14 protein-coding genes are annotated in these 14603 nt (G+C 66.2%); 8 read left to right on the forward strand and 6 right to left on the reverse strand.

Annotation, left to right across the window (positions count from 1 at the left end; genetic code table 11):
• Window positions 1-94 precede the first annotated feature (94 nt).
• Genes AC07OK_RS23835 through AC07OK_RS23845 form a run of 3 tightly spaced genes read left to right on the forward strand, consistent with a single transcriptional unit; the run spans window position 95 to window position 2680 of the window.
• The gene (locus tag AC07OK_RS23835) at window positions 95-730 is read left to right on the forward strand and encodes a helix-turn-helix transcriptional regulator (RefSeq protein WP_494692614.1); all 636 of its coding nucleotides are present in this window, start codon (window positions 95-97) and stop codon (window positions 728-730) included.
• A complete protein-coding gene (locus AC07OK_RS23840) occupies window positions 711-1697 on the forward strand; it encodes an ornithine cyclodeaminase family protein (protein WP_494692615.1) in 987 nt (328 codons plus the stop codon). Before AC07OK_RS23835 ends, AC07OK_RS23840 begins: the two co-directional genes overlap by 20 nt.
• Window positions 1698-1711: 14 nt before the next feature.
• The gene (locus tag AC07OK_RS23845; RefSeq protein WP_494692616.1) at window positions 1712-2680 is read left to right on the forward strand and encodes a threo-3-hydroxy-L-aspartate ammonia-lyase; all 969 of its coding nucleotides are present in this window, start codon (window positions 1712-1714) and stop codon (window positions 2678-2680) included.
• Here AC07OK_RS23845 and AC07OK_RS23850 read toward each other — a convergent pair whose 3' ends face one another.
• A complete protein-coding gene (locus tag AC07OK_RS23850) occupies window positions 2681-4285 on the reverse strand; it encodes a phytoene desaturase family protein (protein ID WP_494692617.1) in 1605 nt (534 codons plus the stop codon).
• Between the two features lie 123 nt (window positions 4286-4408).
• On the opposite strand from AC07OK_RS23850, the gene AC07OK_RS23855 reads away from it, so the two are divergent.
• A complete protein-coding gene (locus AC07OK_RS23855) occupies window positions 4409-4834 on the forward strand; it encodes an Lrp/AsnC family transcriptional regulator (protein ID WP_217945060.1) in 426 nt (141 codons plus the stop codon).
• A 172-nt stretch (window positions 4835-5006) separates the two neighbouring features.
• On the opposite strand, the gene AC07OK_RS23860 is transcribed toward AC07OK_RS23855, so the two are convergent.
• Entirely contained in the window at window positions 5007-7802 is a 2796-nt protein-coding gene (locus tag AC07OK_RS23860; RefSeq protein ID WP_494692618.1) for a valine--tRNA ligase, read from the reverse strand.
• A 201-nt stretch (window positions 7803-8003) separates the two neighbouring features.
• Here AC07OK_RS23860 and AC07OK_RS23865 point away from each other — a divergent pair, with 201 nt between their 5' ends.
• Window positions 8004-9563: a M28 family metallopeptidase gene (locus AC07OK_RS23865; RefSeq protein WP_494692619.1), complete on the forward strand. Its 1560-nt coding sequence runs from the start codon at window positions 8004-8006 to the stop codon at window positions 9561-9563.
• Window positions 9564-9639: 76 nt separating this feature from the next.
• Window positions 9640-10455: a crotonase/enoyl-CoA hydratase family protein gene (locus tag AC07OK_RS23870; protein ID WP_494692620.1), complete on the forward strand. Its 816-nt coding sequence runs from the start codon at window positions 9640-9642 to the stop codon at window positions 10453-10455.
• An 11-nt stretch (window positions 10456-10466) separates the two neighbouring features.
• Here the strand turns inward: AC07OK_RS23870 and AC07OK_RS23875 are convergent, their stop codons facing one another.
• The 3 genes from AC07OK_RS23875 to AC07OK_RS23885 are packed head-to-tail and all read right to left on the reverse strand — an operon-like array spanning window position 10467 to window position 11594.
• The gene (locus AC07OK_RS23875) at window positions 10467-10697 is read right to left on the reverse strand and encodes a type II toxin-antitoxin system HicB family antitoxin (protein WP_020704929.1); all 231 of its coding nucleotides are present in this window, start codon (window positions 10695-10697) and stop codon (window positions 10467-10469) included.
• On the reverse strand, window positions 10694-10924 hold the full coding sequence (locus AC07OK_RS23880) for a type II toxin-antitoxin system HicA family toxin (protein ID WP_494692621.1): 231 nt from the start codon (window positions 10922-10924) through the stop codon (window positions 10694-10696). The genes AC07OK_RS23875 and AC07OK_RS23880 overlap by 4 nt, the downstream gene beginning before the upstream one ends.
• Before the next feature lie 55 nt (window positions 10925-10979).
• Window positions 10980-11594, reverse strand: a complete 615-nt coding sequence (locus AC07OK_RS23885; RefSeq protein ID WP_494692622.1) for a TetR/AcrR family transcriptional regulator — start codon at window positions 11592-11594, stop codon at window positions 10980-10982.
• 120 nt (window positions 11595-11714) lie between these two features.
• On the opposite strand from AC07OK_RS23885, the gene AC07OK_RS23890 reads away from it, so the two are divergent.
• Window positions 11715-12587, forward strand: a complete 873-nt coding sequence (locus AC07OK_RS23890) for a sterol desaturase family protein (protein ID WP_494692623.1) — start codon at window positions 11715-11717, stop codon at window positions 12585-12587.
• Between the two features lie 23 nt (window positions 12588-12610).
• Here the strand turns inward: AC07OK_RS23890 and AC07OK_RS23895 are convergent, their stop codons facing one another.
• Window positions 12611-13834 (reverse strand): DUF4382 domain-containing protein, encoded by a 1224-nt coding sequence (locus AC07OK_RS23895; protein ID WP_494692624.1) that lies wholly within the window; start codon window positions 13832-13834, stop codon window positions 12611-12613.
• Between the two features lie 356 nt (window positions 13835-14190).
• On the opposite strand from AC07OK_RS23895, the gene AC07OK_RS23900 reads away from it, so the two are divergent.
• A complete protein-coding gene (locus AC07OK_RS23900; RefSeq protein ID WP_494692625.1) occupies window positions 14191-14601 on the forward strand; it encodes a hypothetical protein in 411 nt (136 codons plus the stop codon).
• Window positions 14602-14603 lie beyond the last annotated feature (2 nt).

A 14603-nucleotide genomic window follows, 5' to 3' on the forward strand; every position in this document is an offset into this window, starting at 1 on the left:
TATTTTTTGTTCAAAGAGTGTAGCAAAAAAATGACCGGTCGTACTATTTCCGTGGTTTTTACACAAATAATCTAAAACAAGATAATATGTGTAAATGAAAAAAACTCCCGAACAGCACAACCTGCTGGAACAGCTGCGCCAGGTCGCCGACGGCCTGGGCCAGACCCTGGCGCCGTTCTGCGAAGTGGTGCTGCACGATCTGACCGATCCCGAACACGCCATCCTGGCGATCCACAACAACCTGTCCGGCCGCGTCATCGGCGCGCCGGCCACCGAGCTGGGCCTGGCGCGTGCCGCCGATCCCGGCGTTGCCCAGGTGATCGCCAACTACCCCAACACCTTCGCCGACGGCCGCCGCGCCAAGAGCACCTCGATCGGCATCAAGGACAGCGCCGGCCAGTACGTCGCCGCGCTGTGCATGAACGTCGACCTGACGGTGTTCCGCAGCCTGAACGTCTTGCTGACCCAGTTTAGCGCGGTCGACAACGATGCCGCCGTGCGCGAGACGCTGGAGCCGGCCGGCGCCGACGCCATCCGCGCCCGCATCGACCAGTTCGCCGCGCGCCTGGCCACCACGCCGCGCGCGCTCAAGGCCGAGGAACGCAAGGCGCTGATGCGCGAACTGAAGGAGTCCGGCCTGGGCGATGTGCGGCGCGCCATGGATATCGTCGCCAATTATTTGAACGTCTCGCGCGCCACGGTGTACAACGATGCCCGCGATGTCCAATAACGCCGCCCAGCTGTTGCTACTGGACCGCGACCAGGCCGCCGCGCTGTTGCAGCCGGACGAGGTGCTGGCCGCCGTGCGCGAGTCCTTCCGGCTGCACGCCAGCGGCGACGGACGTATCTTCCCGCTGGTGCGCGAGGCGCTGCCGGCCGGGGTGTTCGGCATCAAGTCCGGCGGCGTGATGACGCAGGACTTGCTGGGCATGAAGGCGGCCGGCTTCTGGCCCGGCAACCGCCAGCACGGCGCCGACGGCCACCAGGCCACCATCATACTGTTCGACCCGGCCAGCGGACGGCCGCAATGCCTGATCGACGGCAACGCCGTCACCACCGCGCGCACCGCCGCCGCCGGTGCCCTGGGCCTGCTGGCGCTGGCGCGGCCGGACAGCGAGGGCCTGTGCGTGTTCGGCACCGGCGTGCAGGGCGCGGCGCATGTCGAGTACGCGCTGCGCGTGTTGCCCGGCCTGCGGCGCGTGCGCTACCTGACCTCCGACGGCCGCCGCGATCCGCAGTTTGAAGCGCGCTTCGCGCAGCGCTGCGACATCGCGCCCGGCGCCGGCGCCGACGCGGCGGTGGCCGCGAGCGACATCGTCATCACCGCCACCACCGGACGCGGCGCGCTGTTCTCGGCGCAGGCCGTGCGTGCCGGCACCCATTTGAACTGCGTCGGCAGCGACACGCGCGGCAAACGCGAACTGCCGGAAGGCATGCTGGCGCTGGCCCACACCTGGGTCGACGACCTGGCGCAGGCGCTCAGCATCGGCGAGCTGCAATGGGCGCCGCAAACGCCGGTGCAGGAATTGGGCGCGCTGCTGGCGGCCGACGCGCCGGCGCGCCACGGCATCGCGGCGGACGCCATCACCCTCTTCGACATGACGGGCCTGGCCCTGCAAGATCTTTCGGTGGCGCGCATGCTGCAACGGCGCGCTTTGGCAACTGGCACGGGCACCCATATCGCCTGGCCCTGGTAACGACAAGGACAACCATGAACGAACTGAACCTCCCAAGCTACGCCGACGTGCTGGCCGCGTCGGAACGCATCGCCGGCCACGCCCACCACACGCCGGTGGCCACCTCGCGCACCGCCAACGAAGAGCTGGGCGCCGAGGTGTTCTTCAAATGCGAGAACATGCAGCGCATGGGCGCGTTCAAGTTCCGCGGCGGCTACAACGCCCTGGCGCGCTTCACGCCCGAGCAGCGCCGCGCCGGCGTGGTGGCGTTCTCGTCGGGGAACCATGCGCAGGCGATCGCTCTGGCGGCCAAGCTGCTGGACATTCCGGCCACCATCATCATGCCGCTCGACGCGCCAGCCTCCAAGGTCGCCGCCACGCGCGGCTACGGCGCGCAAGTGGTGAGCTACGACCGCTACACCGAAGACCGCGAACAGATCGGCCGCGACCTGGCCCAGAAGCACGGCCTGACCCTGATCCCGCCCTACGACCATCCGGACGTGATCGCCGGGCAGGGCACGGCGGCCAAGGAATTGCTGGAGACGGTGGGCCACCTGGACGCGCTGTTTGTCTGCCTGGGCGGCGGCGGCTTGCTGAGCGGCTCGGCGCTGGCGTCGCGCGCGATCTCGCCGTCGACCAGGATCTATGGTGTGGAGCCGGAAGCGGGCAACGACGGCCAGCAATCGTTCCGCAGCGGCAGCATCGTGCATATCGAAACGCCGAAGACCATCGCCGACGGCGCCCAGACCCAGCACCTGGGCAAGCTGACCTTCCCCATCATCCAGCGCGATGTGGACGATATCCTGACCGTCAGCGACGAGCAGCTGCGCCACGAAATGCGCTTCATCGCGGCGCGCATGAAGATGGTGGTGGAGCCGACCGGCTGCCTGGGCTTCGCCGCCGCACGGGCGATGAAGGACCAGCTGCAAGGCCAGCGGATCGGCGTGATCATCAGCGGCGGCAACGTCGACATCGACCGTTACGCCGCCTTGCTGGCGCATTAACTACGCATATTTTTTCTGCTTGAAGTCGCGCAGGATCTCGTGCGCGGCGTTGTGTCCCGGCGCGCCGGTCACGCCGCCGCCGGGGTGGGTGCCGGCGCCGCAGGTGTACAGGCCGGCGATCGGGCCGCGATAATCGGCGTGGCCCAGCATCGGCCGCGCCGAGAACAGCTGGTCCAGCCCCAGCGCGCCGTGGAAGATGTCGCCGCCGACCAGGCCGAAGGTGCGCTCCAGGTCGAGCGGACTCATGATCTGCCGGCCCAGTACGGACTGCTTGAAGTTGGGCGCGTAGTGGTTGACGGTGTCGATCATCAAGTCGGCGACGGTGTCGCGGTGCTGGTCCCAGCTGGCGCCGTCGGGCAACTGCGGCGCCACGTGCTGGCAGAACAGGCTGGCCACGTGCTGGCCGGGCGGCGCCAGGGTCGGGTCCAGCGTGGACGGAATCAGCACTTCGATGATGGGCTTGCGCGCCCAGCCCAGCGCGCGGGCGTCGTGGTAGGCCCGCTCCATGTAGTCGAGGCTGGGGGCGATGATGATGCCGCTGCCGTGATGTTCCGCCATCGTTTTGCCGGGCAGGCAGCTGAAGTCCGGCAGCTCCGATAAGGCCACGTTCATGCGGAAGGTGCCGGAGCCGCAGCGCCAGCCTTCCATGCGGCGCAGGAAATCGGCGGGCAAGGCGGCCGGATCGACCAAAGACGTGTACAGCAGGCGCGGATTGAGGTTGGACACCACCACCCGCGCATCGAGCCGCTCACCCTGCGCGGTGACCACGCCCACGGCGCGGCCCTTATCCAGTAACACTTCCTTCACGCCGCAGCCGGTGCGGATCTCGACCCCGCGCGCCTCGGCCGCCCTGGCCATCGCCTGCGTGATGGCGCCCATGCCGCCGATGGCGTGGCCCCACGCGCCTTTCTTGCCGTTCACCTCGCCGAACACATGGTGCAGCAGCACGTAGGCGGAACCGGGCGTGTACGGACTGGCGTAGTTGCCGACGATGCTGTCGAAGCCGAAGGCGGCCTTGATCGGCGCACTCTCGAACCAGCCGTCCAGATAATCGCCGGCCGATTTGGTGAACAGGTCGAGCAGTTCACGCTGGGTGGCCAGCGAAAGCTTGCGCATGCGGTTGCCCAGGCCGCCGGCCTTGATCAGTTCGGGCAGGGCGCTGAGCCAGTTGCCCTGGACCAGGTTGGGCGGCGTTTGCAGCACGGTGTCGCGCAGCAGCTCGGCGGCCACTTCCAGATGTTCGCCATAGGCTTGCAGGCGGTCCGCGTCGCGCTGGGAAAACTTGGCGACTTCAGCGGCGGTCTTGCCGGGACCGACTTTCAGATAGCGGCCGTCGTCCAGCGGCAGGAAGTTCGACAACGGGCGTTCGACGATCTTCAGGCCGTGCTTGACCAGCTCCAGGTCGCGGATCACCTTGGGGTTGAGCAGCGAGACGGTATACGCAGCCACGGAATTGCGGAAGCCCGGATGGAATTCCTCGGTCACCGCCGCGCCGCCGACCACGCCGCGCTGCTCCAGCACCGTGACTTTCAAGCCGGCCCTGGCCAGATAGTGGGCACACACCAGGCCGTTGTGGCCGCCGCCGATAATGATCACGTCGCGCATCGATACTCTCCTTGAATTCAGTAGCCTCATTGTGCGGATGGCTTCGGCAAATTGCATTGCACAAGCCGACGAATTGCGGGAATATACTGAGCAAAATGACGAATATTTCGGCAAAAGGAAAACATGGACGATATCGATCAGCAACTGCTGGCCCTGCTGCGCGAGAACGCGCGCGCCACCACCAGCGAGCTGGCGCGCAAGCTCGGCCTGTCGCGCACGACGGTGCAAAGCCGGATTGACCGGCTGCAGCGCTCCGGCGTGGTGATCGGCTACACGGTGCGCACCAGCGCCGACTATCGCGCCGGACTGGTGCGGGCGCTGGTGATGATCACCGCCACGCCCAAACTGACGCCTGGTATCGAAAGCGCTTTGCGCAAGCTCGCGCATGTGCGCACGCTGCATTCGGTGAACGGGATCTACGATTTCATCGCCGGCGTGGAGGCCGGCTCGGTGGAGGAGCTGGACGGCGTGGTCGACCGCATCGGCGCGCTCGACGGCGTGGAGCGCACCGCCACCTCGATCCTGATGACGACCCGCATCGACCGCTAGAAAGAAAAGGAAAAGCGGGGTCAGTTCCGGCATCGTGCCACGCGTGGCACGATNNNNTACCTACCCCCCCCCCCCCCCCCCCCCCCCCCCCCCCCCCCCCCCCCCCCCCCCCCCCCCCCCCGCTTCTACGATGCCGGAACTGACCCCGCTTCTATTTAGGCGGCTGGCTAGATCAGGCAGCCGGCAGCTTGGCGAACTGCTCGCGCATCTTGTCCAGCGTGGCCGAGAAGTTGGCGACGCGTTCCTTCTCCTGCGCCACCACCTCGGCCGGCGCGCGGGCGACGAAGCTTTCGTTCGACAGCTTGCCGTTGGCCTTGTTGATCTCGCCTTCAACGCGGGCGATCTCCTTGGCCAGGCGCTCGCGCTCGGCCTTCACATCGATCTCCACCTTCAGCATCAGCTTGGTCGTGCCGACGATCGACACGGCGGCCGGCGATTCCGGCAGCGCGTCGACGATCTGCACTTCGGCCAGCTTGCCCAGCGACTGGATGTATGGCGCGAACACTTCCATCGCCGCCTTGTCGGCCGCATTGGTCGGCTCGACGATCAGCGGCACGCGCAGCGACGGCGCCAGCTGCATTTCGCCGCGCAGGTTGCGGGTGGCGTCGGTCAGCGCCTTCAACTGCTGCATCCAGGCCTCGGCCGATTCGTCGATGGCGGCGGTGTTGGCGATCGGGTAGGGCTGCATCATGATCGAGGCGCCCGTCTTGCCGGCCAGCGGCGCGACGGCCTGCCACAGCGCTTCGGTGACGAACGGGATGATCGGATGCGCCAGGCGCAGCACCACTTCCAGCACGCGCAGCAAGGTGTGGCGGGTGGCGCGTTGCTGGCCTTCGGTGCCGCTCTGTACCTGGACCTTGGCTACTTCCAGATACCAGTCGCAGTACTCGTCCCAGACGAACTTGTAGATGGTCGAGGCGATGTTGTCGAAGCGGTAGTCTTCGAAGCCCTTGGCCACGTCCAGCTCGGCCTTCTGCAGCAGCGAGATGATCCACTTGTCGGCGTTCGACAGGTCGGCCACGCTGGCGCTGCAATCCTTGTCTTCGGTGTTCATCAGCACGAAGCGGGTGGCGTTCCACAGCTTGTTGCAGAAGTTGCGATAGCCTTCGGCGCGGCCCAGGTCGAAGTTGATGTTGCGGCCCAGCGAGGCGTAGGACGCCATCGTGAAGCGCACCGCATCGGTGCCGTATGCGGCGATCCCTTCAGGGAATTCCTTGCGGGTGGCCTTGGCGATCTTCTCGGCCGCTTTCGGGTTCATCAGGCCGGTGGTGCGTTTTTCCACCAGCGCATCGATGCCGATGCCGTCGATCAGGTCGATCGGGTCCAGCGTGTTGCCCTTGGACTTGGACATCTTCTGGCCGGTCGAATCGCGCACCAGGCCGTGCACGTACACCGTCTTGAACGGCACTTTGCCGGTGAAGTGCGCGGTCATCATGACCATGCGCGCCACCCAGAAGAAGATGATGTCGAAACCGGTCACCAGCACCGACGACGGCAGGAAGGCCTTCATGTCGGGCGTTTCCTCCGGCCAGCCCAGCGTGGAGAACGGCACCAGCGCGGACGAGAACCACGTGTCGAGCACGTCGTTGTCGCGGCGCAGCGGGCCGGTGCTGCCCTTGGCGGCCGCCTGCGCGATCGCTTCGGCTTCGGTCTTGGCGACGAAGATGTTGCCGGCGTCGTCGTACCAGGCCGGGATCTGGTGGCCCCACCACAGCTGGCGCGAGATGCACCAGTCCTGGATGTTGTTGAGCCACTGGTTGTAGGTGGTGCTCCAGTTTTCCGGCACGAACTTGATCTCGCCGCTGGCGACCTTGTCCAGCGCGGTTTCGGCGATCGATTTGCCCGGGAAGAAAGTGCCTTCCGGCGCCGGCTTGCTCATGGCGACGAACCACTGGTCGGTCAGCATCGGCTCGATGATGACGCCGGTGCGGTCGCCGCGCGGCACCATCAGTTTGTGCGGCTTGACTTGTTCCAGCAGGCCCAGCGCGTCGAGGTCGGCGACGATCTGCTTGCGCGCCACGAAACGGTCCATGCCGCGGTAGGCTTCCGGCGCCTCGTCGTTGATCTTGGCTTCCAAGGTCATGATGGTCAGCATCGGCAGCTTGTGGCGCTGGCCGACCGCGTAGTCGTTCAGGTCGTGCGCAGGGGTGATCTTGACGCAGCCGGTGCCGAATTCCTTGTCGACGTATTCGTCGGCGATGATCGGGATTTCGCGCTCCGTCAGCGGCAGCTTGAGCATCTTGCCGACCAGCGGCAGGTAGCGCTCGTCGGTCGGATCCACCGCCACAGCGACGTCGCCCAGCATGGTTTCAGGACGGGTGGTGGCGACGGTCAGCGAGCCGCTGCCATCGGCCAGCAGGTACTTGATGTACCACATCGAACCATCTTCCTCTTCCGACACCACTTCCAGGTCGGAGACGGCGGTGCCCAGCACCGGATCCCAGTTGACCAGGCGCTTGCCGCGGTAGATCAGGCCCTGCTCGTGCAGGCGCACGAAGACGTCGGTGACCACTTTCGAGCGCGGCTCGTCCATCGTGAAGTATTCGCGCTGCCAGTCCGGCGAGGTGCCCAGGCGGCGCATCTGGCCGGTGATGGTGGAGCCGGATTTCTCTTTCCACTCCCAGACTTTCTTGACGAACGCTTCGCGGCCGAGGTCGTGGCGCGAGATTTTCTGCGCGTCCAGCTGGCGCTCCACCACGATCTGGGTGGCGATGCCGGCGTGGTCGGTGCCCGGAATCCAGGCGGTGTTATGCCCCAGCATGCGATGGTAGCGGGTCAGGCCGTCCATGATGGTCTGGTTGAAGGCATGGCCCATGTGCAGGGTGCCGGTCACGTTCGGCGGCGGCAGCTGGGTGCTGAAAGAAGGTTTGCCGGCGTCGAGGGTGGCGGTGTAGTAACCGCGCTGTTCCCACTCGGTACGCCAGAATTGTTCAATGTCGGCAGGCTCGAAAGACTTGGCTAATTCCATGATTTGGCAGACTTATTTTATAAAAAGCGTTTGGAGAAACGAACATTATAGATGACGCGGCAAGCCACGCCCACATTAGCGGCTTGTTAAACTCTGGACATTTCCCGTCCGGATGTCGAATTACGCAAGTTTTTTGACTCGCCCCCGCGAACAGCATACCGTTGACTGTCCCAATAATGTTTTTTAGACATGGAGGCGGAAATGACAACTCGCATCATTGCTGTGCTGATCGCCGGCTTATTCGCCGGCGCCTCGGCTTCCGCGCTGGCACAGTCCGACAAGGTCTGGATCAGCGTCGGCGACGCCGCCTATGCGCAATTGCAGAAAGTCGCGCCCCAGGTGCAGGCGCGCGAAAGCCGGGCCAGCTTCGCGGCCTCGGCCGGCCGGGAGAAACTGCACCTGGTCGAAGTCGACGAGCAGCAGATGCTGGCGCTGTCGGCCGCCGTCCACCGCAAGCTGCGCCGCTGCGGCGGCTTCATGTTCCACGCCAGCGAGGCGGCCGGCATCGCCGCGCTGACCCCGGCCAAGACCCAGGGCCAGGCCCGGACCGCGCAGCTGGCGGCCGCGCGGCCGTCTTACGTGATCGACCAGCAAAGCGTGGTCAACCCGATGCTGACGCAGATGCAGGCCAGCAATATCGGCCAGACCATCGTCGACATGTCGTCCTACGCCAACCGCTACTACACCACCAACAACGGCGTCAACGCGTCGAACTGGCTCAAGCAGCGCTGGAGCACGATGGCGGCAGGCCGCAGCGACATCGCCGTGACCCAGTACACGCACGCCTCGTGGCCGCAGAAGTCGGTGATCCTGACCATCACCGGCAGCGACAACCCGAACGAAGTGGTGGTGCTGGGCGGCCACCTCGACTCGATCAACCAGTCCGGCACCAGCGAGACCACCAGGGCCCCCGGCGCCGACGACGACGCCTCCGGCATCGCCAGCATGACCGAGGTGCTGCGGGTGATGATCGCCAGCGGCTACAAGCCGCGCCGCACCATCAAGATGATCGGCTACGCCGCCGAGGAAGTGGGTCTGCGCGGCTCGCAGGACATCGCCCAGAACCACAAGGCCAACAACGTCAACGTGGTCGGCGTGATGCAGCTCGACATGACCAACTACCAGGGCTCGGCCGACGACATCTACCTGTTCACCGACTACACCGACAGCGCGCAGAACACCTTCGTCGCCAACCTGATCACGACCTACCTGCCGACCCTGAAGATCGGCTACGACCAGTGCGGCTACGCCTGTTCCGACCACGCGTCGTGGACCTCGGCCGGCTACTGGTCGTCGATGCCGTTCGAGGCGGCCATGGGCGAAGACGATCCCTACATCCACACCGCTAATGACACCTACGCCAACACCGGCAGCCAGGCCGAGCACGCGCTCAAGTTCGCGCGCATGGCGCTGGCCTACGCGGTCGAGCTGGGCAGCGACGGCGCCGGCGTGACGCCGCCGGCCGACCACACCGAAACCGTCACCGGCACGCTGACCCGCGGCCAGACCCGCGCCTACGGTCCGTATGCGGTGGCGGCCAACGGCAGCTTCAAGGCCACGCTCAGCGGCAGCGGCGACACCGACCTGTATGTGCGCAAGGCCGGCGCGGCCAGCACCACCAGCTACGACTGCAAGTCCGACGGCCCGACCAGCACCGAAAGCTGCAGCGTGTCCTACGCCGCCAACGGCAACGCCTACGTGCTGCTCAACGGCTACGCGGCGTCCAGCTACACGCTGACCGTGACCTACCCGCCGCAATAAACGGCGAAGGGGCGGCCGGCTTGTTGCGGCCGCCCCTTCTGAAGTATTCTTGAGCAATACACAACAGGAGACCCGGATGCCCAGCTTTGAAACCTTGACCCTCGGCGTTGCCGACCATATCGCCACCGTGCGTCTGAACCGTCCAGAGAAATTGAACGCCATGAACCTGGCGATGTGGCACGACATCCGCAGCGCTTTCCAGCACATCGACGCCACGCCCGAAATCCGCGTGGCGGTGCTGGAAGGCGAGGGCAAGGCCTTCACCGCCGGCATCGACCTGCAGATGATGATGGGCCTGGGCCCGCAGATCCGCGACGACTGCGACGGCCGCACGCGCGAGAACCTGCGCCGCGTGATCCTCGACCTGCAGGACACGCTGACCAGCCTGGAGCGCTGCCGCAAGCCGGTGCTGGCGGCCGTGCACGGCGCCTGCGTCGGCGGCGGCATCGACCTGATCTGCTGCGCCGACATGCGCTACTGCTCGGCCGACGCCTGGTTCACCATCAAGGAAATCGACATCGGCATGACCGCCGACGTCGGCACCCTGCAGCGCCTGCCCAAGCTGATCGGCGACGGCATGGCGCGCGAGCTGGCCTATACGGCGCGCAAGGTCGACGCCGCCGAAGCCAAGGAAATCCGCCTGGTCAACCGCGTATTCGACACGCCGGAGGCGCTGAGCGCCGGCGTGCGCGCGATCGCCGCCGACATCGCGGCCAAGGCGCCGCTGGCGATCCGCGGCGTGAAGGAGATGATCACCTACGCGCGCGACCACTCGGTGGCGGACGGCCTCAACTACAACGCCACCTGGAACGCGGCCATGCTGATGTCGGCCGACCTGCAGGAAGCCATGATGTCTGGCATGAGCAAGCGGCCGCCGACGTTCAAGGACTAACTCCGCCGGCCTTAACCGGCCTTCCGGTTCTTCCGGCTGTGTGGGGCCGGAACGGGCAGGTTCTCGAGTTGCAGAGCGGTAATGGTCGCGATTAACGCATCGCGTCCGTTGACGATTGCCTCCTCGACCGTTTCGCCATCGGAAATGCAGATTGAAAAATCTGGATAGCTGATCAGAAAACCTCCGCCTTCGTCCGGCGTCAGTGGCCGGATTTCATAAGGGTAATCATCCAGGTTGTTCATAACGAGTTCCCTTTCACAAACGCCACAAACTGGCGCACATAAACAGGCTTAATGGTTCGATGTGCCGGAACGGGAAGGGTAGTACCGTCCGGTCGGCTAAATGTGCAGTGACTGCCCGTTTGTCTCCAGCAGATGCCGTGCCGCTTGGCTACAGTTTGCAGGTCGCGCAAATGCCAGTTCTGAGGATGCGCAGTCATGGCGGTAAACAGCTTTTCCGCAGTATTCATGGTATTGCTCTCGATTGGGTAGGTCAAGCTCAGCACAGCGCTTGGATTTACCTTATCAGAACCGATTTTCCGGAAGCTCGGTTTGCCGTAGCGCAGAGGGGTCTAAGCTGGGGACGCTGCCGCCCAGCGCGGCCTGGGCCAGCGCGTCGAGCTCGCGCTGCATGGCGGCGATCGGCGGTGGCTCGGCCGCGTCCACCCACCACGTCATCGCCTCGACGATGCCGCCGGCCACGAAGCGCGCCACCCACGGACGCGCAGCCGCAGGGTGCCGCCGCCGTTCCAGTTCGATTTCCACCAGCTGCAACACCATCTGCCTGAAGCGGCGCGCGACGCCGTGGCCACCGCGGCGGCCGATGGCGGCGCGGAACACGTCGCGCTGCTGCGCCATGTGGTCCAGCAGGCCGGGCAGGAAGTGGCAGCCGGCGTGCCGCGCTTGCGCCGTCTGCGCCGCGATCATGTCGCGCAGGTCGTTCAGCCCTTCCGACAGCAGATCGTCCTTGCTCTGGTAGTGCATGTAAAAGGTCGAGCGGCCGACGTTGGCGCGCTCGCAAATCTCCTGGATGGTCATCTGGTCCCAGCCGCGCGGCGCCATCAGGGCCAGCATCGCATCGCGCAGCGCGGCCTTGGTCTTGAGGACGCGGCGGTCCGGTTCTGGTTTGCTGTCGGTCATGGCGTTCCTGGACATAAATCGGATGGATGTCTGCTAACGGACATCGCCCCGGCACTCGCGCTGTCGCCAACGGCGGCCGGGGACGATCATGGACACCTGTCCACTTCAGGAGTGTAGTCCATGTCCGATTCCCGTGTTGCCGCGCGCTGGCCGCGCTACCTGTTCTACCCGCTCGCGCTGGCCGCCACGCTGGCCTTCATCCACGCCTCGGTCGGTGGCCGGCTCGGTCCGCTCGGCCAGGCTTATCCGGCCTATCTGCTGGCCATGATCGCGACCATGGTGGTGCTCGAACGCATCCTGCCGATGCGCCGCGAATGGAATATGACCAGGTCCTCGTTTCTCACGCGCGACCTGCCGATGCTGGTCGTCAACGGCGCGACCATCGCCGCCACCACCTACGCCGTGACCTGGCTGGCCGGCCGTCATGCCGGACTGCCGCTGCATCACAGCACGCTGCCCTGGCAAGCCGAAGCGGTGTGCGCGGTGCTGCTGTCGGACTTCCTGTGGTACTGGGTGCACCGCTACAGCCACGAGGGACGCGGCCCGCTGGCGCGCTGGTTGTGGAAGACCCACGCGATCCACCACCTGCCCGGCGAGGTCTATGTGTTCATGCATGTGGTGGGACATCCGATCAACAGCGCCTACGTGCGCGTGCTGTTGATGCTGCCGGCCATCCTGTTCGGCTTCTCGCCGGCGGCCGTGTTCGCCGCGTCGGTGTTCGGCGGTTTTCAGGGCCTGGTATCGCACTTCAATGTCGATGCCAGGGCCGGATGGTTCAACCGCTTGCTGGTCGGCACCGAGCTGCATCGTTTCCACCACAGCGCGGACCGCGACGAGGCGGGGAACTACGGCGCCACCGTCTCGGTCTGGGACCAGCTGTTCGGCAGCTACCGCCTGCCGGCCGCCGCGCCGCGCCAGCTCGGCGTCGACGACCGCGCGCGGTATCCCGGCGACCGCCAGTGGGGCAGGCTGCTGGGCTTGCCCTTCAAGTAGCAGGGCAAGCCGGCATGGCGCGCTTACGGCTTCAGGTTGAAGTTGACGTTGCTCTGGTTGAGCAGCGAGATATCGACCAGCGGCAGGCTGGCCGTGGTGTAGCCCTCGGCGCTGGCCTCGACCATGTATTTGCCAGCACCCGGCAGCACCGTGGCGGCGTTGGCGAATTGCAGCGGCAGCGTGGCGCTGTACACCGCGTACTGCGGCGCGCCGACCGGCAGGCCGGCCAGTGTGTAGCTGCCGCTGGCCAGGTCGGCGCCCTGGTACTTGATGGTCACCGTCGGCCCGGCCACGAAGCTCTGCTTGGCCGCGACATAGGCGGTGGCGGTGCTGCTGGCCGGCGTCAACGTGACGGCGCCGGCGATGCTGCCGGTGACGCCGGCCGGCAGCGCGATCGGCGCGGCGGCGGTGCTGACGGCGACCATGGCCGAGGTGCTGGTGACCGGCACCGCGCCGACCACGGCGGCGGCGCTGCTGTCGGCCGTGACCACCACGTCGTAGTTGCCCAGCGGCAGGCGGGTCAGCGCGAATTCGCCGGTGGTGGCGTTGGGCGCGGTGGCGCTGACGATGGCGCCGTTCTGCTGCGCCGACACCATCACGTGCTTGCCCAGCAGCGCGGTCGAGACAAAGCCGCCGATGCCGTTCAGCGTGGTCGGGATCACCTTCACCACCGGCTTCAGCGCGTACTTGCCGTTGCCCTTGGTGACGATGGATTTGCAGGCGTCGAAGTCCAGCACCAGGTCGACCCGCTGGCCGGCGGCGACGTCGAAGGCGTTCACCAGCTTGATGCCGCTCTGCACCGCGCTCGGGGTGTCCAGCGAGACTTCGGCGCTGCCGCCGCTGACGACCACGGAGTTGGCCAGGCCGGCGCCGGTGTTGGGGTCGAGCACCAGCCGCAGCTGCGTGTAATGGCCGGCGCCCAGCGAGGTTTGTCCCAGCGCCTCCAGCGCGCCGTTGGTCAGGTTGAGCAGGTTGATCTTGCGGGCCGGGGCCAGCGTGATGTCGGTCCAGCCGGCGTCGGTGTCGCTGGCGGTGCTGCTCTGGTGGACGCGCACCTTGCTGACGGTGACGTTGACGGCGTCGAAACCGCACGACGGCGCGTCCGTCATCGACACCGACAACGTGCCCAGGGTGCTGACCGGCGTGCTGTCGCCGCTGCCGCCGCCACCGCCGCCACAGGCGCTCAGGCCGGCCGCGGTGAAGGCCGCCACGGCGGCCAGGTAGAGGGATGGGTGTGCTGGTTTCATGGTCAATCTCCCGAGAGTCGCGCCTGCGGCGCTTGTTGTGGCGACGTGGGTGTCGCTGTGGGGATATTGTGCGTTCTGTTTGGAAACTTCTATGTTGGATGCCGCACATAGTGCGCGGCTTTTACATTTGTTACACACCAGCTCGTGTCATGGCGGGCAGCGGCGAGCTTGCTAGCGATCCGCTATCCGCCGGCCGTTGTGCCAGGGCGACAGCGTGGCCGGTTTCCGCCGGGCGCCAGGCTGGCCGCGGCCATCGATGCAGCGCGCCGTTGCGTCGCGCCGGCGCCGGCACTAGACTGGGATACAGGCAGGCCGCGCGGCGCGGCTATCCGGTTGATATCACCTCGGAGGCGAAGATGACCCGATCGACTATGGTATGCGCAGTAGCGGCGGCAGTGCTGGCGGCAAGCTTGGCGGGCGTCGCCCGGGCCCAGGAGAACTTGCCCACCGCGGTGGAAGCGCTGCGCGGACATCACTGGCACGGTGGCGAGTGTTGCGGCTGGACCTGGGATTGGGTGCAGCAATCCGGTCCCAATTTCAGCGGCACTTTCCGCAATCCCAACGGCCAGCAGTTGCAGGAACCGAGCATCGTTATTTCCATCGTCGGCAACCAGGTCCAGATCGTCCGCGCCGGCGGCTCGGCGGCCGGCGGCTGCACCTATACCGGCACCATCCGCGTCGGCAGCGCCGAGGGCACTTATGCCTGCGCCGGCAAGCCGGCCGGCCCCTGGGCGGCGACCATTTACCAGACTGCGCCGTCGCGCTAGTC

Source organism: Duganella sp. GW821-FHT07G03, assembly GCF_059418605.1.

Bases quoted from the DNA above. Each gene is read 5' to 3' on its own strand.
- AC07OK_RS23875 (WP_020704929.1), bottom strand. From the start codon at position 10,697: ATGAACAACCTGGATGATTACCCTTATGAAATCCGGCCACTGACGCCG.
- AC07OK_RS23900 (WP_494692625.1), top strand. From the start codon at position 14,191: ATGACCCGATCGACTATGGTATGCGCAGTAGCGGCGGCAGTGCTGGCG.
- AC07OK_RS23840 (WP_494692615.1), top strand. From the start codon at position 711: ATGCCCGCGATGTCCAATAACGCCGCCCAGCTGTTGCTACTGGACCGC.
- AC07OK_RS23845 (WP_494692616.1), top strand. From the start codon at position 1,712: ATGAACGAACTGAACCTCCCAAGCTACGCCGACGTGCTGGCCGCGTCG.
- AC07OK_RS23835 (WP_494692614.1), top strand. From the start codon at position 95: ATGAAAAAAACTCCCGAACAGCACAACCTGCTGGAACAGCTGCGCCAG.
- AC07OK_RS23855 (WP_217945060.1), top strand. From the start codon at position 4,409: ATGGACGATATCGATCAGCAACTGCTGGCCCTGCTGCGCGAGAACGCG.
- AC07OK_RS23850 (WP_494692617.1), bottom strand. From the start codon at position 4,285: ATGCGCGACGTGATCATTATCGGCGGCGGCCACAACGGCCTGGTGTGT.
- AC07OK_RS23895 (WP_494692624.1), bottom strand. From the start codon at position 13,834: ATGAAACCAGCACACCCATCCCTCTACCTGGCCGCCGTGGCGGCCTTC.
- AC07OK_RS23890 (WP_494692623.1), top strand. From the start codon at position 11,715: ATGTCCGATTCCCGTGTTGCCGCGCGCTGGCCGCGCTACCTGTTCTAC.
- AC07OK_RS23870 (WP_494692620.1), top strand. From the start codon at position 9,640: ATGCCCAGCTTTGAAACCTTGACCCTCGGCGTTGCCGACCATATCGCC.
- AC07OK_RS23885 (WP_494692622.1), bottom strand. From the start codon at position 11,594: ATGACCGACAGCAAACCAGAACCGGACCGCCGCGTCCTCAAGACCAAG.
- AC07OK_RS23860 (WP_494692618.1), bottom strand. From the start codon at position 7,802: ATGGAATTAGCCAAGTCTTTCGAGCCTGCCGACATTGAACAATTCTGG.
- AC07OK_RS23865 (WP_494692619.1), top strand. From the start codon at position 8,004: ATGACAACTCGCATCATTGCTGTGCTGATCGCCGGCTTATTCGCCGGC.
- AC07OK_RS23880 (WP_494692621.1), bottom strand. From the start codon at position 10,924: ATGAATACTGCGGAAAAGCTGTTTACCGCCATGACTGCGCATCCTCAG.